This is a genomic window from Pseudomonas sp. Marseille-QA0892 (assembly GCF_054950135.1).
This window is the reverse complement of sequence record NZ_CM143104.1, coordinates 493,472-519,063: the sequence shown is the minus strand read 5'-3', so window position 1 is coordinate 519,063 and position 25,592 is coordinate 493,472. Positions and strand designations below refer to the sequence as shown.

Sequence of the window (25,592 nt, the reverse complement as noted above, 5' to 3'; positions counted from 1 at the left end):
GCTCACCGCCACGGGGCGGCGACGGCTGCCTTCAACCGCAATGATGCGGTAAGGTGCGCGCGAGTCTTGTACTGAGGATTTTTCCATGTCGCTTGAAATCATCGATCACCCTGCGCTCGACGTGACCGGCCTGCTCTTCGAGCCGGGCAAGGGTGAGGACATTGCCGCACTCTGGCGTCGCTTCGCAGGCGAAGTCGGTTCGGTTCCGGATCGTGTCAGCGACAGCGAGTGGTATGGCGTGAGCTGGCAGCAGGCGGGTTCATTGCACTACCTGGCGGCCGTTGCGACAACGTCAGGGGCGCCGGCCCCGGCAGGCATGGTCCGGCAGGAGCTCCCTGCGGGCCGCTATGCGCGTTATGTTCACCTGGGTACCGCACCAAGCGTTGCCATGAGCTTTCGTCGCCTGTTCGCCGAACTGCTTCCAGCCCGCGGCCTGCAACCACGCCCGGGTGCATGCTTCGAACATTACACTGAAGCCTTCAATGGGATTGACGCCCAGGATTCACAGATCTACCTGTACGTACCGGTCTTCTGACCGGCTACGCCGGCGAGCGCTGCCTCATCCTGTCACGGACCCACGGTAGCGAGCCGGCGCCGATACATGGCAAAGTCTCAGACCGTCCTTAGTAAGAAGGAGTTGGTCAATGCGTCGAGTGGTGTTCAATCAGAAAGGCGGCGTCGGTAAATCCAGCATTGCCTGCAACCTGGCCGCCGTCAGCGCATCGCAGGGCTACCGAACGCTGCTGGTTGACCTCGATGCCCAGGCCAACTCGAGCCACTACCTGAGCGGCGTGGACGTTGCGGACCTTCCCCCAGGCATGGCCGACTTCTTTGAACAGTCCCTGGAAGGCGGCCCCGCTGCAAAGAAAGGCAAGGTGAAGATTCACCAGACGCCGTTCAATCAGCTTCATCTCATTACGGCGTCCCCGGGGCTTGCCAGCCTTCAACCGAAGCTCGAAGCCAAGCACAAGATCACCAAGCTCAAGAAGCTGCTCGACGGTCTGGCCGATGATTACGACCAAATCTACCTGGACACGCCGCCAGCGCTGAACTTCTACACGGTCTCTGCTCTGATCGCGGCAGATAGGGTACTTATTCCATTCGATTGCGATAGCTTCTCTCGGAACGCGCTGTATGGCCTATTACAGGAGATCGAGGACCTTCGCGAAGACCACAACGAAGCGCTGGCCGTCGATGGCATCGTAGTGAATCAATTTCAGCCCCGGGCGAGCCTGCCTCAGCAAATGATCGACGAGCTCATTGCCGAGGGCCTACCGGTGCTGCCGGTTCACCTGATGAGCTCCGTGAAAATGCGGGAGTCCCATCAGGCGTGTATGCCGCTCATTCATCTGGACCCGAGGCACAAGCTCAGCCAGCAATTCGTGGACCTGCACGACCAACTGTTGGCTCAGTGATCCGAAGGCACTGAAAGCGGCGTTGGCACCCGGCTCACGAGGCGGTTCCGACCGCCGCCCTTGGCCTCGTAGAGCGCCTCGTCCGCCGTTCGTGTAAGCAACTCGACGCTATGCGGCAAACCGGCGATGCACGACGCCGTGCCGATACTGACGCTCAACCAGGGCAGCGGTTCGCCTTTGGCATGCGGTATGTGCAGATCGAGCACCGCCGTACGGCAGCGCTCGAGCACGGTCCGGGCGATTGCCTCGGACGTATCCGGTAGGACCAGTACGAACTCTTCCCCGCCCGTGCGTGCCAGGCAGTCGTTCTCCCGGATATTGGCTGCCAGCGTACGCGTCACGCGGATCAGCGCGTTATCACCCTCTGCATGACCATAGGCATCGTTGAACCGTTTGAAGTAGTCGATATCGACCATCGCAATCGTAAATGGCGCACGGCGTCTGGCGGCGACCGGCCATTCACGCTTCAGGTAATCCTCAAGCCGGCGTCGGTTCCCAGCGCCAGTGAGCGGATCGAGGTTGGCCAGCTCTTCGAGCAAGCGACGTTGGCGCGCCAGCTCGAGGTGCAGTCGAATGCGCGCCAGTACGGCAGGGGGATTGAAGGGCTTCACGATGTAGTCGCTTGCGCCGAGTTCGAAACACTCGACTTCGCGCTGTACGTCATCAAGACCCGTAATGAACACGACCGGCACCTGACGCGTTTCAGCACGTTGCTTGAACAGCCGGATCAGCTGAAGCCCATCCAGTCGCGGCATGACGACATCGAGCAGGATGAGGTCAGGCGGCTGGCGCGCCGCCTTTGCCAGCGCCTGCGCACCGCTCTTGGCCAACACAACCCTGACCTCATCGCGCAGCAAGTCCGAAAGGATGCGGAGGTTGCTTTTCTGGTCGTCTACGATAAGGACGACTGGCGTCTTCGAAACGCGAGACAAGGGCATCAGTCTTTCCGTGGGCGGCGAAGCTGCCGCAGCAGGTGGGCGACGGCATCGGCGGCCCGTTCGAATTCGATTTCATCGATGAGTTCAGCCACCTTGTGGAGCGTTGCCTCGAACGGGGTACCTTCACTGAGTTGCTGAACCGTTGGCAGGAACGTCTCGGCCTCGAAGTCAGACGATTCGAGCAGGGACAGCAGCCTGCCCAGCGCATGTTCCAGCAAATCGCTGCCCTTGGAACCTCCCGGCTGACCAGCCGTGTCGAACAGCGATTGCAGAGGTGCCAGGCCTACCAATGTCTGGCTGGCCGCCTTGATCAATGAATCGATATTGGCTTCGTACGGCTCGCCGTCACGCAGGGCATATTCCAGGACCCGGGCCGACTCTGCCAGTTCGTCTGCCCCCAGGTACGCCCCCACAGAATGCAGGCTATGAGCCGCTTCGAGCAGGCCTTTGGTATCGTTCTCCGCCTTGAGCGCTTCCAGCCGGGGCAGCAAGGATTGATGATCCTGCAGAAAGCCGCGGATTAGCTGTCGGTACAGCGAAGGGCGGCCATGCAGGCGTTTCACGGCGGTATCACTGTCGACGACGCCAAGGCTTCGTACCATCTTCATGAAGGCGACATCCGCGGCTTCGTCCATGGAGGCCGGTGACACGACGTCGAGTTCGATTGGCGAGCGCTCCACCCAGGTCGACAGCAGCCGGTAAAGCTCACCTGGATCAACGGGCTTTACCAGATGATCATTCATTCCTGCAGCCAGGCTGGTCTCGCGGTCGCCGGGCAACGCATCCGCCGTCATTGCGATAACGGGGAGGTCGGCAAATTCCGGCCGTTCACGGATACGCCGTACGGCTGTCAGGCCATCCATGGCCGGCATGTGGATATCCATCAGCACAAGGTCGTAGCGGCTGGCGAATACCTTGTCGAGCGCATCCTGACCATCCGACGCCGTCTCAAGCATCACGCCGGTGTCCTGCAGGAAGCCGATGACCACCTGACGGTTGATGGGGCTATCGTCTACCAACAATACCCGCACGCCTTCGAGGTCGAGCCAGGCTGTTCGCCGAGCCGGCGCCGGCGACACGGCACGCGGTTGCCGCAGGGCAAGCAGACGCTCGCGAAGCGCTTCCGCCAGGACGGGCTTCTCCAGCGTTTCGGTCACTACAACGTCCAAGGCCTGGTCACGTCCATCAGCAAGCCCATAGGGCGACGCGAGCAACATGAGCGCGACGTCATGTTCATCGGCAATAGCCTGGATCGCGCGGACCGTCTCGATCCCGCTGACCCCGGGCATATCGCGGTCCACAAGAACGGCGTCCAACGGGCCTGACGACAACGCGTCCCGTACCGCCTCTTGCGCATTGCGCCCATCTGCCAGCGCAATCACGTCGACTCCCAGATATCGTAGCTGGCGACACAGGGCCTCCCGTGCGATGTCGTGGTCTTCGATCACAATGACTCTGAGCCCCTTCGGCAGCCCGCTTCGTATCTCCGCGCCAGGCGATGCGACCGCCAGCGTCACGCTGAGTGTGAAGCACGACCCCTGCCCCGGTTCGCTCTGGACATGGATGTCGCCCTGCATGAGCGTGGCAAGCTGTCGGCAGATCGCCAATCCCAGCCCGGTGCCGCCGAAACGGCGCGTGATGGAGCCATCACCCTGGCTGAAGGCTTGGAAAAGCCCTTGCTGCTGGGCCACGCTCATCCCGATGCCGGTATCTTCCACCGCGAACCGAAGCGCTACGGTATTGCCCACCGGCGATTGCGTCGTGACACTCAGCCGAACATGACCGCTCTCAGTGAATTTGACCGCGTTGCTGAGAAGGTTGATGAGAATCTGCTGCAGGCGCAGCGGGTCGCCCATCAAATTGGCAGGGACATCGGGGCCCTGTTCGAGGATAAGTTCGAGTCGTTTTTCATGCGCTCGCAAGGTACACAGCGAAAGCGTCCGCTCCAGCACCTTCGCAAGACTGAAGCGCACACGCTCCAGGGTCGTACCACCGGCCTCGTTGCGAGAGAAGTCCAGCACGTCGTTGATGACACCCAGCAACGTTTCGCCTGCGCCCAGAATTTTCTCGACATAGCCTTCCTGCTCTGCGTCCAGCGGCGTGCGCAGCGCCAAACGGCTCAGGCCGATGACGGCATTGAGCGGCGTCCGTATTTCATGGCTCATGGTCGCCAGGAACATCGATTTCGCGTTCGCAGCGTCCTCTGCGCGAATGCGTGCTTCGTCCAGCTCGGCCGTACGTTCGGCCACGCGCTGTTCGAGCGTCTCATACAGCCCTGCATGCTCCAGCGCGATTGCCGCCTGCGCTGCGATAATGCTCAACGTCTGCTGGCGATCGGCCGTGAACGCGTCAGGAAGAAGGTTGTTCTCAAGATAGAGAAGCCCGATCAGGCGGTCATGCCGAAGGACGGGCTGGCAAAGTATCGACCGCGGCCTGTGTGCCTGAATGTAGGGGTCGCTGGTGAATGGCCCGCGCTCGCTGGCGTCGTTCAGTATGGCCGCTTCGCGGGTGCGGATGACCTGCCCAATCAACGTCAGCGGGACTGGCAGGCCCGACACCGACTCGCCCGCCGACTGGGCGAGTTCATCCAGCGGAAGATGTGTCCCGACCGTGACCTCCTGCGCAGTGCTGTACAGCGCCGCGCGAATGACCCAGTCATCACCCTGAGGCAGCATGAGCGCACCTTGCTGGGCGCCGGCTTCTTCGAGCAGGATCCGCATCATTTTCGGCAGGAGCTGCTCAAGCGAGAGCTCCGTGGAGATGGTCTGCAAGGAACGCAGGATGGACATCCAGTCCAGCCTTGCCATGTCGGTATTTCCGCGCCCCGGTGTAGTGGGCCAGCGTTCGGTCCCCGGGATCACGCCTGTCTCGCGGGTCAGCCAACGGGGAAACTCTGCAGCCAATGCTGCTGCCTTGGCTGTAGCACCCCAATGGAGATAGCTGCGTTGAGCATCGCCCAGGTAGGCCCGCGCAATGCGTGGCTTGCCACACCCCAGCCAGAAGCGTCCGTACGCTTCTTCCGCCATGGCCGTGTCCTGGCGAAAGCCCTCTTCGCGGGCCGCCTCGATGGCGCTTTCGTAATGATCACTTGCAGCCTGGTGGTGCCCTTCAAGGCGTGCCAACTCGGCATCTACCAAAGCGAGCTTGTGTCTGAAATTGGCGGGGCAATGAATCGTCCAGACGGCGAGCTGTTTGCGATGGGCGTTGATAAACGAAAGATGCTCGGCTCGCTGGCGGCCTTCGAGTCTGCCTGAGAGAGCAATCCGAACCAGTGCCTCATAAAAGACATGCTCGGCGTTGCTGAACCAGCCGAAGGTTGCCACTCGCGTTGCTTCCATGGCCTGGGCGTGTGCCAGAGCAGGCTCGAATGACCTGAACAGATAGGCCGCCTGCATCTTGTTCAAATGGTAGTAGTTCAGGCACAGCCCATGACCATTACGCTCGATCGTTTCCCGTAGCGCCGTCTCATCGAAATCGCCGTCATTCCAGGTCTCCGTATGCAGGGTTTGTCCCTGCAGCAACGCGATCGACCGCTTCAGTACTTCGAACGCCTCCAGGGTATTCGAATCACCGATACGCGTGAGAACCCCCGCAGCCTGGTCGCATTCGCCAGCCAACGAATCGAGCGACTCGCCCGCATGCTGAAGGTGCTTGAGGATGTGGAACGTACTGTAGGCCGTCCAGATCACATCGCCGGTCAGTTGGCCCGCCTGCTGCGCCATTCTCAGAAGCGGCACACTCTCTGCAATCGGGCTGGACCATGGGCTATTGGTCAATGCGAACAGCGTATACACCTTGCTGCGCAAGGGCAGGTTCGATGTCTGCTCCACCAGCTGAACCGAGGTCTGGCCGAAGCGAAACCCAAGCTCATACTGATGCAGCACCGAAGAGAGCATCGAGGCATAGTTGCCATAACCGAAGGGCGACTGATCGCCATTGCCGTGTTCCAGCGACAGCCTGACGATCCGGACGATAGCGAGGTTCCCGGCCGGCAGGTGCAGGTTGATGGCTGGGCCCCATAGCAAGCCAAGCAGCCGCATAACCCGTTCGACGCGCGGATCGTCCAGGATGGGGAGCGTGATCAGGTCCGCGGAGTCGTGCGCGTCCAGCCAGTCCTCGACGAAGGCGCTGTCATTGGCTGTTGCAGCCTGGATACCGGCGTCGTCGTGCGGCCAGGCTTCGCCGAGCACCTGGAGCCCTCGGACAGCAGCGTCCATGGCTTCGGAAAAGCGGCCCATGCTTGCGTAGACATCGGCCTGCCGAGCCCTTACGTCAGCTTGATGGAGCGGATCATCGAGCCTCTCAAGCAGACGCGCGCAGATCGCCAGGGCTTCGTCGGGTTCGCCGCACATCTGTTCGCACTCGGCCCACGCCAGGTGGATCGAAAACAGCAGCGCCGGGCTCGAGCTCCACCGTTCGCCGGCCAGTAGCGCAGCGTGCTGGAGCAGTCCACGTGCCGTCGGATGCCCGCCCGTTTGCTGCGATCGCCCGGCCGCTTCGAGGTTAAGCGATGCGAGCGCGAGACGATCGTCCTCATCGACCAGCAATGCACTCGCCGCGTTCAGGTGATTCACACGGTCGAACAGATCAGCAGCCTCACCGAACCCCAGCAAATAGCGGCCGATTCGCAGATGCACGGCTTGACGCTCGTCTTCGGGGCGCAGCAGGTAGGCGGCCTGGCGCACCTGGTCATGGAGGAACTGCAGCTCGGCGGCGTCGGCCGGCTCACCCTTCACAAGCAACAGGCCCTCGTGGACGAGATGATCCAGGTGCGACAGCACCTCAGAGAGCTCAGTGTTCGTCAATGCGGCCAGGGTGGCCGGATGGAAACGATTGCCGATGCTCGCCGCAAGCTGGAGCAGGGTCCGCACCTCGTCAGGCAGACGCTTGAGTTTCGCCACCATGAACTCGATGACGTTACCGAACACACCCCACCGATCGATCCGCGACAGGTCCCATGTCCAGTGACCGGCGAGCCCGTCGAATTCGACAAGGCGCTCTCGGTACAAGGCAGCCAGGAACCGATTCAGATAGAACGGGTTGCCCAGCGTCTTGGCCAGGCAGAGTTCAGCCAGACCCGTTTCCTGCTCTGGGCACCACGGCAATGTATCGGCGACCAGTTGCGTCACGTCTGGCAAGGTCAACGGTGAGACTGGGAGGTGCAGGCCCGGCGTCTCCCGCAGCCGGTCCATGAATGCCGCCGCCGCAGCGCTTGCCGGGGCATCGTCCCGACAGCTGACGATGAATTGTGTGTGATGAATCAGTGGCGGGTGCAATAGCACGGTCAGCAGGCGCAATGACGCGGCATCCGCCCACTGAATGTCATCGAGGAACAGGATCAGCGGCCTGCGTGCACAGGCAAAACTCTGGACGAAACGGCGAACCACGTAGTCGAAACGGCTCTGCGTCTCAGCGGGCGGAAGGTCTACGACAGCCGGAAGCGGACCTAGCACGGCCTCCAGCTCAGGCAACAAGCCTGCGAGCAATCCCGCGTGCTCGCCCAGCGCAAGCCGCAAAGCCTCCACCCGGCCAGGATCGCCGGCCAGGCCGAGCTTGATCAGCTGGTCGGCAGCAGATCGCAGTGCGCTATAGGGTACGTCGCGTTGAAGCAGATCGAACTTACCTTGGACCCACAGCGCATCGTCTCGTACGCAATGGTTGCGGAAATCGTCCACCAGGAAGGACTTTCCAGCTCCAGACGGGCCACTGACGACGGCGAGCCGCGATCCGCCCTCAGCAACCTTGTCAAACTGCGCGGCCAGCCGCCGAAGCGCATCATCGCGACCGTAGGGTCTCGTCGGGAGCCGAAGCGTCGCGGGCCTATCGTATTGACCGAGTTCGAACGCATCCACCGGCTGCCCGTTCTGCAGTCTCCGCTGGATCTCTCGCAGGTCCTCCAGAATACCGAACGCGCTCTGGTAGCGATCCTCCGCGGCCTTGGCCATGAGTCTTTCGACCAGGCGTGCGAGTGACGCGGGAAGCGACGGGACACGGTCCAACAGGTTCGGGGGTTCGACGGCCAGATGACCGTGCACCAGCGCCAGCGGATCTGCGCTGGTGAACGGCAGCCGTCCGGCAAGCATCTCGTAGAAGGTTACCCCGAGCGCATAGAAGTCGACGCGGTAATCCATGCGCCGACTGGTGCGTCCGGTCTGCTCGGGTGCGATATAGGCTAGCGATCCCTCCAGCCCGTCCGGCGCCACAGGCAATTCACCTTCGGCCGTCGAGATGCCGAGGTCAGTCAGGCGCAACGCTCCCGTAGCAGGGTTGTAGATGATATTGGCGGGGTTGAGGTCGTTGTGACTGATCCGGAGGCCATGCAAGCGCGCCAGGCTTTCCACGATGCCGATGGCCATCGGTAGAAAATCCTGCAAGGTCTGCCTCCGGCCTTGCAGAAGCGTACGCAGATCAGTGCCGTCGATATCCTCGAGAACCAGTACCTGCGTCCTATCGATATCGAGCAGCGCGTGCGCTCCGATCACAGCTCCACTGGGCTGGGCACGCAGGATCAGCTCGTACTCATGGCGAAGCGCCGCGAGCGCTGCAGGCGTCGGGTAATGGGCCAACGGAAACTTGAAGATGACCGGTAGCCCGTCGGCAAGACGAAGCCCCCGGTAAATCCGCGCACCACGGCTGTTGCACAGCCACGCACCGGACCGGTAGCCAGGTATGTTCAGCACCGCACGTGCCTCGATCGACAGTTCGTTCCTTCCAGGCATCCTTGCCCAACCCCGCTCCTAGCGACACCGATGCCAATACGTGCAGACGGACTCATTCGCTCAAGCTCGCCAATATAAAGGGTGCCAGGCACGCCCGCCATCCGCCGAACGTCGGCTTTGCATGCGGACTTCTACGACCTTCGGCCAGAAACGCACCAAGTTGTTGTACAAAGTAGGCGAACAATTCGATCTTTCCACCCTTCGTGCGAAGATCGAGTCGGAACGGCGCCCAGCGACCCATTCGTGTCCGCCCGTCACCTGCCCACAATGTGGAAATCGATGCTGATGGCGGAATCAAGCCAGGACTGGGCCAAACGGGCCCGCAACCCACAACGAATCGAGCGAATCGAGGCCTTTTTCAGTGGGCGCGGGTTCGACCCACATCGCCACGATACCTATGCTGTCGGGCGTACGCTGGCCGGCGTGCACGGTTTCAGCTATCGCAAGAGCATGCGACACAACCTCCCTGGCGGCACGATCGTGCTTTATCCGGACGAGCTGCACGATGGCGAAGCGGTGACAGACGAAGGCTTCCTCTATCGCATCATCTATATCGAGCCGTCGATGCTCCAACAAGCGCTGGGTGGCCGCCCCCTGCCCTTCATTTCTGACGGTATCTCGCGAGACCCTCGGCTGTATCGCGCCACGGAAGTTCTCATGCAAGGCATGGATTGCATGATCGAGCCACTTGAAGAGGATGATGCGCTCTATGAATTGGCACAGGCACTGGCCGAGGTTGCCGGCACGCCTCGTGGCCGCCGTTCGATTGACTTCTGCGCGGCCGAGCGGGCACGGGAATACATCCATAGCGCGCTCGACCGGGTCATCACCCTCGACGAACTGGAGCAGGCCAGCGGCCGTGAACGCTGGAGCCTGTCCCGAGACTTCCGCGCGCTCTACGGTACCAGCCCCTATCGCTACCTCACCATGCGGCGGCTCGACCACGTTCGCGCCCTGATGCTCGCAGGCCATACCTTGACCGACGCCGCCATCACCGCAGGCTTCACCGATCAGAGCCATATGACCCACCAGTTCACGCGCACCTACGGCCTCTCCCCGGCACGCTGGCTACGCATGCTGCGCAAAGCCTGAAGGCCTGCGCAGCAACCTGCAGGATCATACAAGACGCCCCTCCCGCGCCCTCCATAGACTCCCTCTCAGTACGCGATACACCTCGGCGTTGCCGAGTGTGATGCGCCACCAGGCGCAGGCGACGGACATGCGTTCATTCGAGCGCATCCACGTGTGATTGGCGCCACGCCGATCACTCAACCTGCAGAGAGGGAGTCTTCATGAGCGTAACAACAGGCATCTCCACGATTGGCGGCACCGTAGGTGGAACCGTGGGCGGTACGGTGGGGGGAACCGTTGGTGGAACGGTGGGCGGCACCGTGGGCGGTACGGTAGGCGGAACAGTAGGTGGCACCTTCGCGACCGGACATGGCGTTCAACTCAAGACCCGCTTGAGCAAGTGACCCGCCGGATCGGGGCGAATCGGCCCCGATCTCCCGTCTCTCCAGCCAGGAGCCGAACCGTTGATTACCCTCGTTGAAACTGAAGAATACGTGCTCTCGCCAGATGCCGTTCAGCTCGAGGTCGGCGTCCGAACCGCCGTCTACCATCGTCAGCTGGGTGGACTGTTCATGCTCGATGCTGCTGGGCGACGGATGTTGCAACGCTTCGAGCAACCCCAACCCATTCACAGGGACATCCTCGAAACGGAAGCCGACACTCGCCTGGTCGAGCTCCTGCAACAGCTGATCGTTCGTCAGATCCTGCTTCCGGCGCGCCAGGCTGCACAGACCCGCCCCCTGATGCCGGTGGAAAAGAAGGTCAACATCATCCAGCTGATCCTGGCGAACGCCTGTAATTTCGGCTGCACCTACTGTTTCGAGGGCGTCCAGGGCAAGGCGCTATCAGCCGAAGACGAGACCGATCGGGTAGACACGTCTCGCCTGATCGCCCGCGAAGGCATCCGCGTGAACATCGAGGATTCCATTTATGCCTCGCGTGAACGCTTCGACCATCAATACGATCCACGCAACCGCTCGATGAAACCCGCCGACGGCATCGCGTACGTGGAATCGGCACTGGCCGTGGCGCGTTCACAGGGCGTTTTCGAGGTGATGCTGCAGTTCTTTGGCGGTGAACCCCTGTTGAACTGGCGAACCATCAAAGCGGTGCTCGAGCGCTTCGGGAATGGCGAGCGGGACGGCATCATCATTCACTACTCCACCGTAACCAACGGCTCGCTCATCACGGATGAAGTCGCGCGGCTTTTCGCCGACTACGGTGTCGCGGTGTGCGTCAGCTTCGATTCGCCCACCAGCCCCAGCCGCCCACTGAAAAACGGGGAAGACAGCACCCCCGTCGTGATGGAAGGCCTGCGGATGCTGCAGCGTTATGGCAATCGAGTCGCCATGAATTCAGCACTTACATCCGCCACCTGGTATGACTTCGACGAATCGATCGTGGATCTGGCCGTTGAGGTAGGTGCCCGCGAAATCGGGGTCGTGGTGGACTTCGACCCTACTTTCTATTCCACCTTTGGCCCAGAAAACATCGTCAATCGGCTCTGGCAGGTCGTGGAATACGGACGCCAGCGTGGTGTGGTACTGACGGGTTACTGGCACCAGATCTTCCAGGTCATGCTGGGCTTCGACACGGTGTCCTACCGCGGCTTCAAGAACTGCTCGGCCAAGGGCGCGCAGTTCAGCATCGAACCCAACGGTTCCGTTTTCGCCTGCAAGGCGGGGTCGACACGTCTCGGCGATATCCGCGACGGGCAGAAGCTGCTTGATGGCGCGCCCTATCAAGCGCATGCACGACTCCGCCGTGACAACCCGGCCTTTTGCAAGGGCTGCGAGATCGAAGGTTTCTGTGGCGGGCTCTGCCTGGGCCCTCTGGAGAAGAAATATGCCTCGGTCGATGTCGTCGAGCCGTCCGCATGCGCGTTCTACCGCGGCATCACACGCAAGCACATCGAATCGCTACGCCCTTACGAAGTTGCGACCTTCGACCTCCAACCCGCCTGATACGGAAGCATCCCACCATGAACAATGCGATCCCCCAAGCCGAACCGTTCCAGGGCCTCGCCGATTTCGAGCGCCAGGGGTTTTGTGTCATCGACATGCCGCTCCCGAGCCAGGAGGTTCTCGACGCCTTCGGCAACATGCCACGTGATCGCCATAGCCTGAGCCGCATGCGTCAGATCCGGCTCGGCCAGTACATGGCTTATCTCGATGAAAACGAATGGGTACTGGCGCTTCTGCCGCGCCGGGATTACGTCCAGTCTGCCCGTTTCATCAAGCTCAACGAGGCGGGTGGCGTACCGCGCTTCCGCGAGCAATTGGAAGTCGATCCGACCCCCTTCGTGGGCCATGTGCTGGATAACCTGCCCGTCGATCGAAGCGCGATGTTCCAGATCAACGTCAATCAGATCAGGGTCATCGCCAACGCTCAGTTCCAAGGCATCACCGTGCCTGAAGGGCCGCATCGGGACGGACACGAGTTCAGCGTCATCGCAGTGGTACGCAGGCATAACGTGCAAGGCGGCGAGACGCAGGTCATCGACCCGCAGACTGGCGACATCCTGCTACGCCAGACCTTGCAGGAAAACCAGGCGGTCCTTATCGACGATGAGCGTTTCATCCATTACGCCAGCAATATCGACCCTGCAGAAGGCGAGTCGGGCTACCGGGACATCTGGGTCATCGAAATCAATCGCTGGGAGCACCGTGCCTACGGGCGCGAGCATGAACGCGAGGCACTGTCCGATGGACTATGAGCGTAGCCAGGCGCTGCCACCGCACCCAATCGGTGCGGTGGCAGAAAGCTCGATGCGCGATGCCCTGCGCCGCGCCGCGCCGGCAGCGGTTGCAATCGTTCCTGTCAGCATGCTCTTCGGTGTGCTGGCTGGAAGGGCGGACTGGTCGCTGATCGACATATTCCTGGTCAGCCTTCTCGGCTTTACCGGCAGCGGGCAGTTCGCCGTCCTGCCCCTGGCCGAATCAGGCGCAGGCTTCCTGACCATGTTGCTGCTCACCGCCTCGATCAATTGCCGTTACCTGCCGATCGCCTACACCACCGCGCGGCGATTGCCAAAGGCCCGCTTACCACGTGGCTGCATGGCGCACATGCTCGGTGACGAAGCCTATGCAACCGAGCAGGATCGAGATTCGAGCCGTACGGTTTTCCTGATTCGCGCTGCGCTGTTCGGCACGTGGGTACTGGCGGGTGTTGCGGGCGGCATCATTGCAGGGTTGCTACCAGCCGAATGGCTCGGGGCGAACGTCAATCTTGGCTATCCGGCCAGTGTGGTGCTGATGTACCTGTCCATCGCTCAGTTACGCATCCGCCTGGCCGTGCCGGCACAGCGTCGTACGGCGTGCCTGATGGCGGCGGCGCTGTGCGCCGGTATTGCTCTTCTCCTGATCCAGGCGCTCGGCCCCATCTATTTCTGGATTCCCAGCGTACTGCTGGCAACCGTTTTGCTCACGAGGGCTGGGCTATGAGCCACTCCGTCCTCTTGGCAATCGCTGCACTGTTCACGACAAGCCTCGTGGTCCGCGTGCTGCCCGTGTTCGTTCCGATACAGCTCGGCGTCGCGACGCAACGCTGTCTGGAGCGCGTGCTACCTGCGGCGGTGTTTATCAACTTTGCCGCCTACATCGCCTACATGGAGGTGCAGAGCCACCCGGTCGCGGCCGCATCGTCCCTAGCAGTGGTGGCCGGCCTTGCAACGCTCACCAGCCTCGGCCTGATCACCACCTCGGTGGTGGCTACCACGCTTTATTTCGTCGCACTTCAGCTATGAACGGGCATGGGCCAACCATGAATACGACTTACCGTAACTATCGAGCCACGAGCGCGAACATGAATGAGCCACGCACACGCTGGACAGTCAAACGCAAGATGGAGATCGTCATGGCAATCTTCAGCGGCAGTACGACCGTGGTCGAAGCCAGTCAGGCCCATGATCTGTTTCGGTCGGAAATCGAAGGATGGATCGAGGACGCCAAGCGGGGCATGGAAAGCGCACTGCGGACAGACCCTTTGGAGGTCAGGGCTCAATACGAGCATCAACTCAAGGAGCTGTATGGGCGAGCAATGCTGGACGCGCGAATCTCATCCACCAAATGCCTGAATGACGATAGCGAGGTTTGAACGCTTCCGTGTTGGGGAAGAGGGTGAAAAACGACCGCACCCTCTTCCTCCTTTTTATTCGACAGCAGCCGGCCCATCGAGGCGCCGGATGTCATTGCTATCAGGACTTCATGAAGCCACGGATAGCGGCGGGAAGGTCGGCAGGGAGCACGACCAGCTTGGCGTTGTCGCTTTCGCCCAGGTTCTCGAGGGTCTTGATATAGCGCTCGCCGAGCAGGTACAGCATGGCGTTGTTGTCTTCGCCCAGCGCATCCTTCACGCTGCGAATCGCTTCAGCAGAGGCGCGGGCCAGCGCGACCTGGGCCTGTGCATCGAGCTTCGCCGCTTCCAGACGGCCCTGAGCATCCAGCACCATCGCCTCCTTTTCACCGGAAGCCTTGGTGACCGATGCCTTTCGCAAGCGCTCGGCCGCTGCCTGCTGCTCCATCGCCAGCTGCATCGATTCTGACGGCTGGATGTCCTGAAGCTCGACCGAACGTACGGTGATACCCCAGTCGCCGGTGCTGTTGGACATGGCTTCGATCAGCTGCGCCTTGATCTGCTCGCGGGAAGAAAGGGCCTTGTCCAGCTCCATTTCGCCGATGATCGAACGCAAGGACGTTGTTGCCAGGCTGATGATGGCCTGCGCGTAATTCTCGACGCCGTACGATGCTTGCTTCGGGTCGGTCACTTTCACGAAGGCAATTGCATTGGCGAGGATGACGGCGTTATCGCTCGTAATCACGGCCTGCTGGGGCACATCGAGGATAAGGTCCTTCGTCGGGAGGCGGTAGGCCACGCGATCCACGTAAGGAATGATGATGTTGAGGCCCGGGTACAGCGTGGCGCGGTAGCGGCCAAGCCGTTCCACGATCCATTCTTCGCCCTGGGGAACCAAGCGCACGCCGGCGCCGATGGTGATAATGACGAGTACGGCGATAACCGCCGCTACAACGAGCTCTGGCATTTAGCGTTCCTTTCTATTGAGCCTGAGTGACTTTTGCCACGTTTCCGTGAATTTCGAGTAGTGCGACGCGCGCACCCTGGTCGAGGGCGTGGTCTGATGTGCAGGTCCATTCCTGGTTTCCCAGTATCGAACGGGAAAAACGAACGCGCCCCTTGCCGAACTCCGGCACGGGCGACAGCAAAACGCCCTGCTCCCCGACGTATTCCTGGGCTGTCCATCGCTCGGCCTTCGGCGACTCGCGACGGAAGTAGCGAAACCAGGCGATGACCATGAGCACCGACGCCGCTGCCCAGATAAGAAGCTGCGTCGGAAATGACAGCCCGGGCATCAGCAATACGGTCAAGCTGACCAGGCCGGCCGCGAGGCCGAACCAGAATACGAAGAATGCCGGCACCACCAATTCAGCGGCGACCAGCACGCCGCCCAGCACCAGCCAGTACCACCATTGCACGTCCATGCTTCCCTCCTCTGACGTCCACGCCCACCGCGTTCACGCAGCGGGCGCGCAGCATAGCCCAGGGCTTAGCCCAACGCCCAGGAAGGACACCATACCGTGAAGTGGTGCTCGCTCTCAGAAAATGGGTGAGGCTAACAGACGTACGGGCGCTCGCCCCATCTCGAAGGCGAAAGGACGACAACGTATCGGCAACGTGTCAGATGGCCGCTACCCGCCGTTGCACGAAGCGCCGGACATAGTCATCCGCGGGCTGCTCGAGGATCTCGGCGGGTCGTCCCACTTGCACCAACCGGCCGTCCTTGAGGATCGCAATACGATTGCCCAACCGCATGGCTTCATCCAGGTCGTGCGTGATGAAGACGATGGTCTTGCGCAACTGCCGTTGGAGGTCGAGCAACTGATCCTGCATCTCGGCGCGGATCAGCGGATCGAGGGCGCTGAACGCTTCGTCCATCAGGATGATGCCGGTATCGGCCGCCAGCGCCCTCGCCAGCCCTACCCGCTGGCGCATGCCACCTGACAGTTGATGTGGATAGGACGCTGCGTAGCCCTCGAGCCCCACCCGCTCGATCCAATGGCCGGCCCGCTCCAGGCATGCTGCTCGGCGCTCACCACGCACCTTCAGCCCGTAAGCGATATTGTCCAGCACCGTCTTGTGCGGAAGCAGGCCGAAGTTCTGAAAGACCATGCTGATCTGTGTACGGCGAAATTCGCGCAAGGCACGCCTATCGAATTGCAGAATGTCCTGGCCGTCGATGCGAATCGCGCCGCTGGTGGGGTCGATGAGGCGGTTGAAGTGCCGGACCAGCGTCGACTTCCCAGAGCCGGACAAACCCATGATCACGAAAATTTCACCGGCTTCGATGCTCAGCGAAAGGTCGTCCACGCCGACGACGCAACCCGTCGCCTCCAGCACCTCGCTTTTGCTGTGTCCATCGCGAAGCATCGACATTGCGGTTTGCGTATGCCGACCGAACAGCTTGTAGACGCGTTCCACTTCGATACGGCTCATGCGCGGCGCTCCTGTCCGCGGCGGCCATAGGCCTGGATAATGCGGTCGAAAACGATGGCCAGAATCACGATTGCCAGGCCTGCCTGCAGGCCGCGGCCCACATCCAGCGTCTGGATGCCAATAAGCACTTCCTCACCCAGGCCGCGCGCGCCAATCATCGAGGCGATGACTACCATCGACAGGGCCATCATGGTTGTCTGGTTCACGCCCGCCATGATACTTGGCAGTGCCAGAGGCAGTTGAACACCGAAAAGTTGCTGCCAGCGGCTGGCCCCAAACGCGTTCACCGCTTCCATCACTTCATGATCCACCTGCCGTATGCCCAGGTCGGTCAGGCGAATCAACGGAGGCACAGCGTAGATGATCGTCGCCAGAATGGCCGGCACCTTGCCGAGCCCGAACAGCATCAATACCGGGATCAGGTAAACGAAGCTCGGCATCGTCTGCATGATGTCCAGCAGGGGCGTCAGCACTGCACGTAAACGATCGCTTCGCGCGGACAAAATTCCCAACGGCACGCCGATGAGGACCGATAGCGACGTCGCCACCAGCATCAGAGCCAGCGTCTGCATCAACTGCATCCAAAGCCCCATCACGCCGACCAGAAACAGCAATGCAGCAATCAGCAGGGCCGATACCCACCGGCGCGTGGCATGCCAGGCAATCGCAAAGACCACCAACAGCGTGACCCACCAGGGCGTCGCGCGCAGAAATCCCTCGAGGCCCACGATAAGCGTCAGGATCGTGTCGGAGATCTGCCGGAACAGAGTGCCATACTGCGTGACAAGTGCGTCGACGCCTGCGTTGACCCAGTCGGCAATGGAGAATGTAAAGCGCTCGGGAAACATGCTTGGCACTCTGCGGTTACTGCAGCCAAGCCCGTAACAGGCTGGCCGCAGCTTTATGATCGGGTGGCGTGGCCTGCCAATAGCGAAAACGAAGCGCGCTCCACCAGCTACGCTCCGCCAGACTACCTAACGATTCAGAGTGAGGCTTCGATCTTGCGAGCAGCCTCATCACTGACCCACTCGTGCCAGACCTCGGGATGCTCCTTGAGGAATGTCTCGGCCAGCACACGCGCGTCGATACGCTCCTTGGCCATCTGGGCGAGATTCTGGTTCAGCAGATCGATCGGCACGTTGACCTTCTCAAGCACGCCGACGATCTCGGGCGCTTCGTCGTGGAATACTTTCGACAGCCCGACTTGAATCTGAATTGACTTGTTCGCGCCCGGCTCGTCGAGCTTGACCAGATCCAACTGCCCCATCAGCGGGGTTGGTGACCAATAATAGAAAACGATTGGCTCACCGCGCCGGTAACTCGACTGAATGGCAGCGTCCAGCGCAGGACCCGTTCCGGGGCGGAAATTGGTGAAATGCTCGTTTAGCTCGTAGGTGTCCAGCATGCGGCTGTTTTCCAGCTCGCAGGTCCAGCCGGCGGGGCAATTGTAGAAGCGACCCTTGGAAGGCTCTTCGGGATCACGGAACACCTCTGCGTACTGCGCGAGATCTGCCACCGTCTTGAGGTTTGGCGCCTCGGCCTCCTCGCTGCGCTTGGCATTACCCTCGACAACGTAGCGCGGCACATACCAGCCTTCGACCGCGCCCTCGATCGGTGCGCCGACACCCACGACCTTGCCAGCCTGCGCAGCCTTGTTCCACGCGTCACTGCGGCCGATCCACTCCTCCGCGAACACCTGGATATCATTGTTCCCGAGCGCTTGCTCCAGTGTGATCGAGTTGCCCGGCAGGCTGTCCGTCTCGCAGCCATAGCCTTCCTTGAGCACGATCTGCATGAGATCTGTCAGGAGCATCCCGCTTTCCCAGTTCAGGCCGCCGAATTTCACCGGCTTCCCGGACTCGCACCAGCCTGCCGCCTGGGCAGGCAGGCCGGCCAATGAAAGCCCGACCGCCCCGACCATACCCAGCCATTTCATCTTCATCCGCATCGTCCGGCGCTCCGTCCCGTTGGCAATCCCGTACGCTGCGGGCTATTCGCCACGCAGCGCGTATGGGAATGCGACCGTTCGCGTCGGTGGATGTTCTCGCACCGCTTCGCTTTTGCTTCGGCAGGCAGTGATGTCGCTACCTAAGGCGTCTTCCGGAGCGGGCGATATCGTCAGCTGCGGTTCATTCGGCTCGCGGTGTAATCCTTGCCGAAACGCTTGAGGGCCCAGGCGTACATGATCAGCCCACCAATCATCCAGCCGCCGAACACAAGCCATTCCACGCCGGTCAGCGCAGCGGGGCTACCTGGGAGGTAGAGGCAGGCCAGGACAGCCGAAAGCAGCACGGCGATAACGCCGACGGTCTTGCCTTGGGCTACACGGAACGGCCGCTCCATGTTCGGTTCACGGTAGCGCAGGACGAGGAACGACAGTGCGACGAAGAAGTAGGCGATGACGATGCCGAGCCCGCCCGCGTCTACGAACCAGACCATTGCCGGCCGGCCCAGCAGGGGTGCGAGTGAGGACAGGATGCCAATCAACAGGATTGCATTGGTTGGTGTACGGTATTTCGGATGCAGCTTGGCGAGAAATCCAGGCAGCATCCCGGCATGCGCGAGGGCATAGATGGCGCGCGAGCCCCCGATGTAGAAGGCATTCCAGCTGGTGATGATGCCGGCCACACCCGCCAGGATCATGAGGTTGGCGGCCCATGGCGTATTGAACACCGCTTGCATCGCAGCCGGCACGGCCAGAACGTCCCCGCCGAGCGCACTCGCTGGCATCATCAGCGATGTACCGAAGACGATAAGGGCATACCACACCACCGCAAGGATCACCGACGCTGTCAGGACACGGCCGATCTCCTTGTACGGCAGGTTGATCTCTTCGGCTGCCTGCGGGATCACGTCGAAACCGACAAACAGGAACGGCACCATGACCAGTACGGCCATGATGCCGGCGGAGCCGCCCGTGAACAGCGGGTCGAGCGTCGCGACATGACCTTGGAAAAGGGCGCCTGTAATGAACAGTACACCCACGACCAGGATCAGCAGCGTAACCAGGCGCTGGATAAGCGCAGCCATGGTGACGCCGACATAGTTGATGACCATCATCACGACAGAGCCGATCACACCCACCGCTACCCAGGAGAACTTCACGTCCCAACCGGCGATGGTCCACAAATGGCCTACCGGATAGTTGGGGAAAAGCGTCTGCACGACCGTGGGCAGCGCAACCGCTTCGAACGCCACAACACTGATGTATCCCAGCACGATTGCCCAGGTACAGATAAACGAGGCGAAATGGCCCAGTGCTCGGTAGCTGTAGACATGCTCGCCACCCACCTGCGGCATGGCCGAGGCAAGCTCGGCATAAGTGAGGCCAACCAGCACAATGGCGGCGCCGCCCAGAATGAACGCGATTACCGCGCCAATACTGCCGGCCTCCACGATGAACTTGCCGGTAAGCACGATCCAGCCCCAGCCGATCATCGCGCCAAATGCCAGCGCCAGGACGTCCTTGCGCGCCAGCACGCGAACGAGCTCGTTCGCATTTCCCTGAGTTGAAGACATGAGCACCACTCCGCTTTCTAGTTATCTTTCACGGCGCCTCAGTCATCTGACGCACCGGGTCGGGAAGTTACAGGACGTGTACATGCAGGCATAGGTCCCCGCAGCGCGCGGATGGCGGGCCCTAGGCGGCCACCAGCGGGGGTTCACGACGCCTACACGTTCAAATCGTGACCGACCAGTCGAATATTTGCATGAAACGGCCTTGAAGGGCACCTCGCCAACGACCTGACGATGTCATTGGCGACACCTTGATAGCGACTATCGAGACCAGCAATTGGCACGCGCAAGGCGGACGGTGCTACAAAGTGAGGCAACAACGCCTTGGGAGACACTCTTGACCTCACTCACCATCCGCCGGACCCACGAGGCGATTCGCGATGACATCGCCGACCTGACCACCCGCCGGCCAGTGCCAGGCCCGACCCTGGAACACCTCAACCCATTCCTGTTTCTGAACCACCATGGGCCGCAGGTCTACCCCGCCAACAACCGAGGACTGCCTTTCGGGCCACACCCGCACCGCGGATTCGAAACCGTCACGTTCATCCTCGAGGGCGAGTTGGCACACGCCGATACGGGTGGTCATGAAAGCATCATCGAGGCGGGCGGCATCCAGTGGATGACGGCAGGCAGCGGCCTGGTCCACTCCGAACTGTCACCCGAGGCATTCAAAAAGCGCGGCGGGCCACTGGAGATCCTGCAGTTATGGGTCAATCTGCCTGCCCGGCTCAAGATGACCACGCCTCGCTACGTTGGCCTGCAGCGCGACGAGATCCCCGCCGTTCGCACCGATGACGGCCTCGGCGAAGTGAACGTCATCTCCGGACGACTCGGTGACCAAACAGGCCCAGTGGCCTCATTGACAAGCGTTTTCATGAGTACGGTTGCGCTGAATACTGGCGGTCGAATTCGCTTCGAGAATCTGGGCGGCCGCGTCGTCTTCCTTTATGTGGTACGTGGCAGCGTACGCGTTGGCGATGCAGACATGCGCGCCTATCAGCTCGCTGAAATGAACGAAGGCGGCGATACGCTCGAATTTAACGCGACGGAGGATGCCTTGGTGCTTTTTGGCCATGCCGATCCGATCGAGGAGCCCGTCGTGGCGCACGGGCCATTCGTCATGAACACAACCGACGAGATCCATCAAGCGATCGCGGACTACCGAGCCGGCAAGTTTCAGGTCGACCCGTCCTGATACGGACTAGGCGGCTCTTGAGGCGCCCCAGTCTTGTTCAGAAACCGAAGCCCATCTGATCTTCGCCAGTGGGCGTGGCTCGACGGGCTTTGCGTGACGTGACACGGCTGCTGCCCTTGGGCTGCTCCAGCATGAGGATACGAAGAGCGGCGTCGCCTTTTGCTTTCCCTAACCCGGCAACCGCGTCGGTGCCGGGTCGAGCATCGATCAGCCCGGTAAAATCCGGATGCGACATCAGACCGGCTTTTACGGCCTCAAGTGTAGAGGCCGTTTGGCGCCATGGCGCCAGCATCACGAGCGCCATGTGAGAGGCATCTGCGGCCAGTAGCCGATCCAGGTGATATCGCAGCGCGGCGGCATCACTCCACAGGCCCAAACGCACCGCAAAAAGCGGGCGGCCTTGCGCTTCGAGTACCAACCCTCTGCGCCCCTTGGCTGCAAACACGGACTTCGAACCCTGCACTTCGAGGGCGGCGTTCAGCCCTACCACGCAATGGTCGCGTACGTCGCTCTCATCCATATCGGCAAACACCTGGGGGCTGTATCGTAGCTGGTGCAGCGCATGCCTGAGCGTTAGGCCGACTGCATCGAGCGCGGCTTCGGACAGCCGCGTTGCGACTGCCTCCGACGAATGATCCTCCGCAAGCCGTGGCAGTTCGAGCCGCTGACGGGCGGTGTAGCCATACGGCGTATGGGTTCGCCGGTGCCGCAAGTCCAGACCGAGCGCTGCCACCAGCTCACGGTGCGCCAGCAGCGCCTCCCGTCTGGCGTCGAGCAGGCCACTGGCGACCCCGGACAGTGCTTCGTTGAAGCGCAAAACGTTATCGTGGATTCGCACCGCTGCACGCTCCATGTCGGCGAGTGTTCGCTCTATCGTCACGCGCGCGTGCGGCTCGGCCCCTCGCTTGATCCAGATCTCGATAACGAGGCTCCGCGGGCCGACCGTGCACACCGATCGGCTGGGCGACACGCCGGGCACGCGAACCTGGAGGAGCTCGCTGTCGCCTTCGAATGGCACATGGATCTCTAACCGATGGGCTGGCTGGCCGTCTGGCGCCTCGCCCAACACCGGCTGATCGCCCTCAGTGTCCGTAGACCAATCCTGAGCATGTACTACGAGCGGCTCGACCGAGTGGACACTCAGCAGGTAATCCAGCATCGCGTCGCGCGGGGTATCGAGAATCCGCCCGGCTTCGAAGCCGTCGATCTCGACCTGTAGATTCTCTCGGCGCCGAGCCAGCCAAGCGTCAAGGTCGTAACTCGAAAACAGCGGGGTCGGCGAATCGTCGAGTGGCATCGGGAAGCGGGCATCTCAGGGTACGGTCAAGCCGATAGCATCCCGTAAACGCGCTAAAAATCCCAGTGCGTTGCGATGGTCGTCACCTGGCAAGCGGCCCCCGAGCGAACCCTGCCCGTCGTGGCATGCAGGTGGCTGGGCAACGCGTCTACGCGACCAAATCCCTGTCAGCACGCTGAACAACACCTGTTCCCTCTTCCGATTCGCAGCACGCCAAGTACACACGCTTAGTTGTTATGTTATAACACGTGTCACTTACATAGAGTTACATCCGCTATGAATAGAGCCTACTACCGCTCGCTGCTAACCGTCTCCGCACCCGTACGGCTGCTACTGATCGTCGGAGCTATCGGTGCACTTTGGGCCGCTGTCGCCTGGGCATGCGCCGTCCCATGAACAGCCGCGCTCCCCGCCTTTCTCTTGACCGCGTCAGTGTTGGTTATGACGGCGCCCTGGCCGTGCGCGACGTCAGCGGCCACTTCGAGCCCGGAAGCCTGACTGCGATTGTCGGGCCGAACGGCGCTGGCAAATCAACGCTTCTCAAGGCCGTAACCGGCGTGATCAAGCCCTCGTCCGGGCGGATCGGGCTCGGCGGTTTGCCCCTTCGCCAACTCGGTTACCTCCCTCAGGCCGCCCAAGTCGACCAAAGTTTTCCGCTGACCGTGGCGGACGTGGTTGCGATGGGCGCGTGGCGTCAGCTGGGTGCATTCCGGGGACTGCTCCGCCGGCAGAGCAACCGGATTTTCGAGGCACTGGAGATGGTGGGGCTGGATGGCTTTGCCACCCGATCGATCAGTGCCCTGTCCATCGGCCAGTTCCAGCGTGCCTTGTTCGCTCGCCTGCTCCTTCAGGACGCGTCGGTCATCCTGCTGGACGAGCCCTTCGCCGCCGTTGACGCGCGCACCACACGCGATCTGCTCGCGCTTGTCGGAAGCTGGCATGCGCAGGGCCGAACCGTCATTGCCGTGCTCCACGACATGGACCAGGTAAGGCAACATTTCCCGGAAACGCTGCTGCTGGCCAACCGCTGCGTCGGCTGGGGCGCCACCGGCGATATCCTCACGCCGGAAAACCTCGAGCAAGCCAGCCGTCACGCCGATCCCGGGACAACGCCAGAGCGCGCCAGGCACAGGGCATGATGGTGGTGCTGTACGACACGGTGATTCGCCCGTTCGCTGAATTCGGCTTCATGCGCCGTGCGCTGGTGGCCTGTCTGGCGTTGGGACTCGGCTCCGGACCGGTCGGCGTCTTGCTGATGCTGCGGCGTATGAGCTTGGTGGGCGATGCCATGAGCCATGCGATCCTGCCGGGGGCTGCGGTCGGGTTCCTGGTGGCGGGTCTCTCCTTGCCTGCGATGGGGATCGGGGGACTGGTCGCAGGCCTTCTCGTAGCACTGCTGTCGGGGCTCGTCAGCCGCTACACCACCCTTCGCGAAGACGCCAGCTTCGCCAGCTTCTACCTGACCTCGCTGGCTGCCGGGGTGCTAATCGTCTCGCTCAATGGGTCGAGCATCGACCTGCTGCACGTGCTCTTCGGCACGATCCTCGCCATCGATGACACAGCGCTGTATCTGGTGGGCAGCATCACCTCGGTCACGCTGGTCATGCTGGCACTGATCTATCGCCCGCTGGTGCTCGAGTGCTTCGACCCGGGTTTCCTGCGCGCAGTGGGTGGAAATGGCTCGATGTACCACATCCTCTTTCTGTTGCTTGTGGTGCTCAATCTGGTCGCAGGCTTTCAGGCGCTGGGCACGCTCATGGCGGTTGGCCTGATGATGCTGCCCGCCACTGTCGCGCGGTTCTGGAGCGATTCACTTATCGGCATGATGGCCGTCTCGACCCTTGTTGCCATCCTGTCGGGCTTCATTGGGCTAACGCTCTCGTTCCATTTCTCGGTTGCCTCCGGTCCCGCCATCGTGCTGTCGGCCAGTGGCTTCTATTTCATTTCGCTCATCTTCGGCCGCTCAGGGTTGCTGCGCCGAAAGCGCAGCCAGCCGTCTCTCCCACACTAGAAAGAGGAAGCTCCCATGAAACGGAAATTGATAGGGTCGGTCGCGCTGCTCGGCCTCGTGTTCGCCGGGCTGGTCAATGCCAAGCCCATCGAGGCCGTCGCTTCGTTTACCGTTCTTGCAGACATGGTGCATCAGGTGGGCGGCGATCACGTGCACGTCTCTTCGCTGGTGGGCAAGAATGGCGACCCGCATACCTATGAGCCAACGCCCGACGCTGCGCGCGCACTCAAGAATGCCGACGTGGTGTTCGTCAATGGGCTGAATCTGGAAGGCTGGATGGACCGCCTGATTCAAGCGTCGGGCTACCAGGGCCAGCCGGTCATACTGACTGACGGGATCACACTCCGGATGCGCGTAAAACACGGCAAGCGCGGCGCCGATCCGCACGCCTGGAACAGCGTGCGCAATGCGCAGGTGTACGTGCACAACATCATGGATGCGCTGATCAAAATCGATCCGGAGCATGAGTCGCTATACCGCACGAACGGCGAGCAATACCTGGAGCGCCTGAAAGCGGTCGACGCATACACCAAAGAGCAGATCGCCAGTGTGCCGGAAGCGCGTCGCAAGGTGCTGACGTCCCACGGTGCCTACGGCTACTTCGCGGACGATTACGGCGTGGCCTTCTTGTCGCCGCTGGGCCTATCGACCGAGTCGGAGGCGTCCGCCAAAGACGTCGCCACGCTTATCGAGCAGATGAGGAAAGAGAACGTCCACGCCTATTTCATCGAAAACTCGAACGACCCACGCCTCGTCCAGCAGATTGCCAAGGCGACGGGTGCGCAACCAGGCGGTGAGCTGTACGTCGAGTCACTGTCGGACGCCGATGGCCCTGCACCGACCTACGAAACGATGTTCCGCCACAACGTCGACACGATGGTCAAGGCGATGAAACAGGACTGATCGTTGGCGCAGGA

22 protein-coding genes are annotated in these 25,592 nt (G+C 61.6%); 13 read left to right on the top strand and 9 right to left on the bottom strand.

Annotated features, from left to right (window positions below):
• Positions 1-85: 85 nt before the first annotated feature.
• Together ACY8D3_RS02210 and ACY8D3_RS02205 are read left to right on the top strand one after the other, a co-directional pair.
• The gene (locus tag ACY8D3_RS02210) at positions 86-535 is read left to right on the top strand and encodes a GyrI-like domain-containing protein (protein WP_462381400.1); all 450 of its coding nucleotides are present in this window, start codon (positions 86-88) and stop codon (positions 533-535) included.
• 109 nt (positions 536-644) lie between these two features.
• Complete coding sequence (locus ACY8D3_RS02205; protein WP_462381399.1) at positions 645-1,415, top strand: ParA family protein; 771 nt, start codon at positions 645-647, stop codon at positions 1,413-1,415.
• Here ACY8D3_RS02205 and ACY8D3_RS02200 read toward each other — a convergent pair.
• The gene (locus ACY8D3_RS02200) at positions 1,409-2,353 is read right to left on the bottom strand and encodes a diguanylate cyclase (RefSeq protein ID WP_462381398.1); all 945 of its coding nucleotides are present in this window, start codon (positions 2,351-2,353) and stop codon (positions 1,409-1,411) included. The genes ACY8D3_RS02205 and ACY8D3_RS02200 overlap by 7 nt on opposite strands.
• A complete protein-coding gene (locus tag ACY8D3_RS02195) occupies positions 2,353-9,072 on the bottom strand; it encodes a response regulator (RefSeq protein WP_462381397.1) in 6,720 nt (2,239 codons plus the stop codon). Before ACY8D3_RS02195 ends, ACY8D3_RS02200 begins: the two co-directional genes overlap by 1 nt.
• 279 nt (positions 9,073-9,351) lie before the next feature.
• Here ACY8D3_RS02195 and ACY8D3_RS02190 point away from each other — a divergent pair, with 279 nt between their 5' ends.
• The 7 genes from ACY8D3_RS02190 (at position 9,352) to ACY8D3_RS02160 (ending at position 14,238) form a co-directional block, all read left to right on the top strand.
• Positions 9,352-10,164: an AraC family transcriptional regulator gene (locus ACY8D3_RS02190; protein WP_462384199.1), complete on the top strand. Its 813-nt coding sequence runs from the start codon at positions 9,352-9,354 to the stop codon at positions 10,162-10,164.
• 200 nt (positions 10,165-10,364) lie between these two features.
• Positions 10,365-10,547: a hypothetical protein gene (locus ACY8D3_RS02185; protein WP_462381396.1), complete on the top strand. Its 183-nt coding sequence runs from the start codon at positions 10,365-10,367 to the stop codon at positions 10,545-10,547.
• Between the two features lie 60 nt (positions 10,548-10,607).
• A complete protein-coding gene (locus tag ACY8D3_RS02180) occupies positions 10,608-12,107 on the top strand; it encodes a radical SAM protein (RefSeq protein WP_462381395.1) in 1,500 nt (499 codons plus the stop codon).
• 17 nt (positions 12,108-12,124) lie between these two features.
• A complete protein-coding gene (locus tag ACY8D3_RS02175) occupies positions 12,125-12,859 on the top strand; it encodes a 2OG-Fe dioxygenase family protein (RefSeq protein ID WP_462381394.1) in 735 nt (244 codons plus the stop codon).
• Positions 12,849-13,586: an AzlC family ABC transporter permease gene (locus ACY8D3_RS02170; protein ID WP_462381393.1), complete on the top strand. Its 738-nt coding sequence runs from the start codon at positions 12,849-12,851 to the stop codon at positions 13,584-13,586. Before ACY8D3_RS02175 ends, ACY8D3_RS02170 begins: the two co-directional genes overlap by 11 nt.
• Positions 13,583-13,888 (top strand): hypothetical protein, encoded by a 306-nt coding sequence (locus tag ACY8D3_RS02165; protein ID WP_462381392.1) that lies wholly within the window; start codon positions 13,583-13,585, stop codon positions 13,886-13,888. Before ACY8D3_RS02170 ends, ACY8D3_RS02165 begins: the two co-directional genes overlap by 4 nt.
• Positions 13,889-13,947: 59 nt before the next feature.
• Positions 13,948-14,238 carry a DUF1153 domain-containing protein gene (locus tag ACY8D3_RS02160; RefSeq protein WP_462381391.1) on the top strand — a complete coding sequence of 97 codons (291 nt, stop codon included), beginning with the start codon at positions 13,948-13,950 and terminating at the stop codon, positions 14,236-14,238.
• A gap of 100 nt (positions 14,239-14,338) precedes the next feature.
• Here ACY8D3_RS02160 and ACY8D3_RS02155 read toward each other — a convergent pair whose 3' ends face one another.
• The 6 genes from ACY8D3_RS02155 to ACY8D3_RS02130 all read right to left on the bottom strand — a co-directional run bounded on the left by ACY8D3_RS02155 (position 14,339) and on the right by ACY8D3_RS02130 (position 20,172).
• A complete protein-coding gene (locus tag ACY8D3_RS02155) occupies positions 14,339-15,184 on the bottom strand; it encodes an SPFH domain-containing protein (protein ID WP_462381390.1) in 846 nt (281 codons plus the stop codon).
• Positions 15,185-15,197: 13 nt separating this feature from the next.
• Positions 15,198-15,641, bottom strand: coding sequence for an NfeD family protein (locus tag ACY8D3_RS02150; protein WP_462381389.1), 444 nt, complete (start codon positions 15,639-15,641; stop codon positions 15,198-15,200).
• Positions 15,642-15,837: 196 nt separating this feature from the next.
• Positions 15,838-16,653: a quaternary amine ABC transporter ATP-binding protein gene (locus ACY8D3_RS02145; protein WP_462381388.1), complete on the bottom strand. Its 816-nt coding sequence runs from the start codon at positions 16,651-16,653 to the stop codon at positions 15,838-15,840.
• Complete coding sequence (locus ACY8D3_RS02140) at positions 16,650-17,501, bottom strand: ABC transporter permease (protein ID WP_462381387.1); 852 nt, start codon at positions 17,499-17,501, stop codon at positions 16,650-16,652. Before ACY8D3_RS02140 ends, ACY8D3_RS02145 begins: the two co-directional genes overlap by 4 nt.
• A 134-nt stretch (positions 17,502-17,635) precedes the next feature.
• On the bottom strand, positions 17,636-18,595 hold the full coding sequence (locus ACY8D3_RS02135) for an ABC transporter substrate-binding protein (RefSeq protein WP_462381386.1): 960 nt from the start codon (positions 18,593-18,595) through the stop codon (positions 17,636-17,638).
• A gap of 176 nt (positions 18,596-18,771) precedes the next feature.
• Positions 18,772-20,172 (bottom strand): APC family permease, encoded by a 1,401-nt coding sequence (locus ACY8D3_RS02130; protein ID WP_462381385.1) that lies wholly within the window; start codon positions 20,170-20,172, stop codon positions 18,772-18,774.
• A gap of 334 nt (positions 20,173-20,506) precedes the next feature.
• Here ACY8D3_RS02130 and ACY8D3_RS02125 point away from each other — a divergent pair, with 334 nt between their 5' ends.
• Positions 20,507-21,367 carry a pirin family protein gene (locus tag ACY8D3_RS02125; protein ID WP_462381384.1) on the top strand — a complete coding sequence of 287 codons (861 nt, stop codon included), beginning with the start codon at positions 20,507-20,509 and terminating at the stop codon, positions 21,365-21,367.
• A gap of 37 nt (positions 21,368-21,404) precedes the next feature.
• Here the strand turns inward: ACY8D3_RS02125 and ACY8D3_RS02120 are convergent, their stop codons facing one another.
• Positions 21,405-22,664 carry a hypothetical protein gene (locus ACY8D3_RS02120; RefSeq protein WP_462381383.1) on the bottom strand — a complete coding sequence of 420 codons (1,260 nt, stop codon included), beginning with the start codon at positions 22,662-22,664 and terminating at the stop codon, positions 21,405-21,407.
• A 392-nt stretch (positions 22,665-23,056) separates the two neighbouring features.
• Here ACY8D3_RS02120 and ACY8D3_RS02115 point away from each other — a divergent pair, with 392 nt between their 5' ends.
• Genes ACY8D3_RS02115 through ACY8D3_RS02105 form a run of 3 tightly spaced genes read left to right on the top strand, consistent with a single transcriptional unit; the run spans position 23,057 to position 25,578 of the window.
• Positions 23,057-23,803 (top strand): metal ABC transporter ATP-binding protein, encoded by a 747-nt coding sequence (locus ACY8D3_RS02115; RefSeq protein ID WP_462381382.1) that lies wholly within the window; start codon positions 23,057-23,059, stop codon positions 23,801-23,803.
• A gap of 2 nt (positions 23,804-23,805) precedes the next feature.
• Positions 23,806-24,675, top strand: coding sequence for a metal ABC transporter permease (locus ACY8D3_RS02110; RefSeq protein ID WP_462384197.1), 870 nt, complete (start codon positions 23,806-23,808; stop codon positions 24,673-24,675).
• 15 nt (positions 24,676-24,690) lie between these two features.
• On the top strand, positions 24,691-25,578 hold the full coding sequence (locus tag ACY8D3_RS02105; RefSeq protein WP_462381381.1) for a metal ABC transporter substrate-binding protein: 888 nt from the start codon (positions 24,691-24,693) through the stop codon (positions 25,576-25,578).
• The last annotated feature ends 14 nt before the right edge of the window (positions 25,579-25,592 follow it).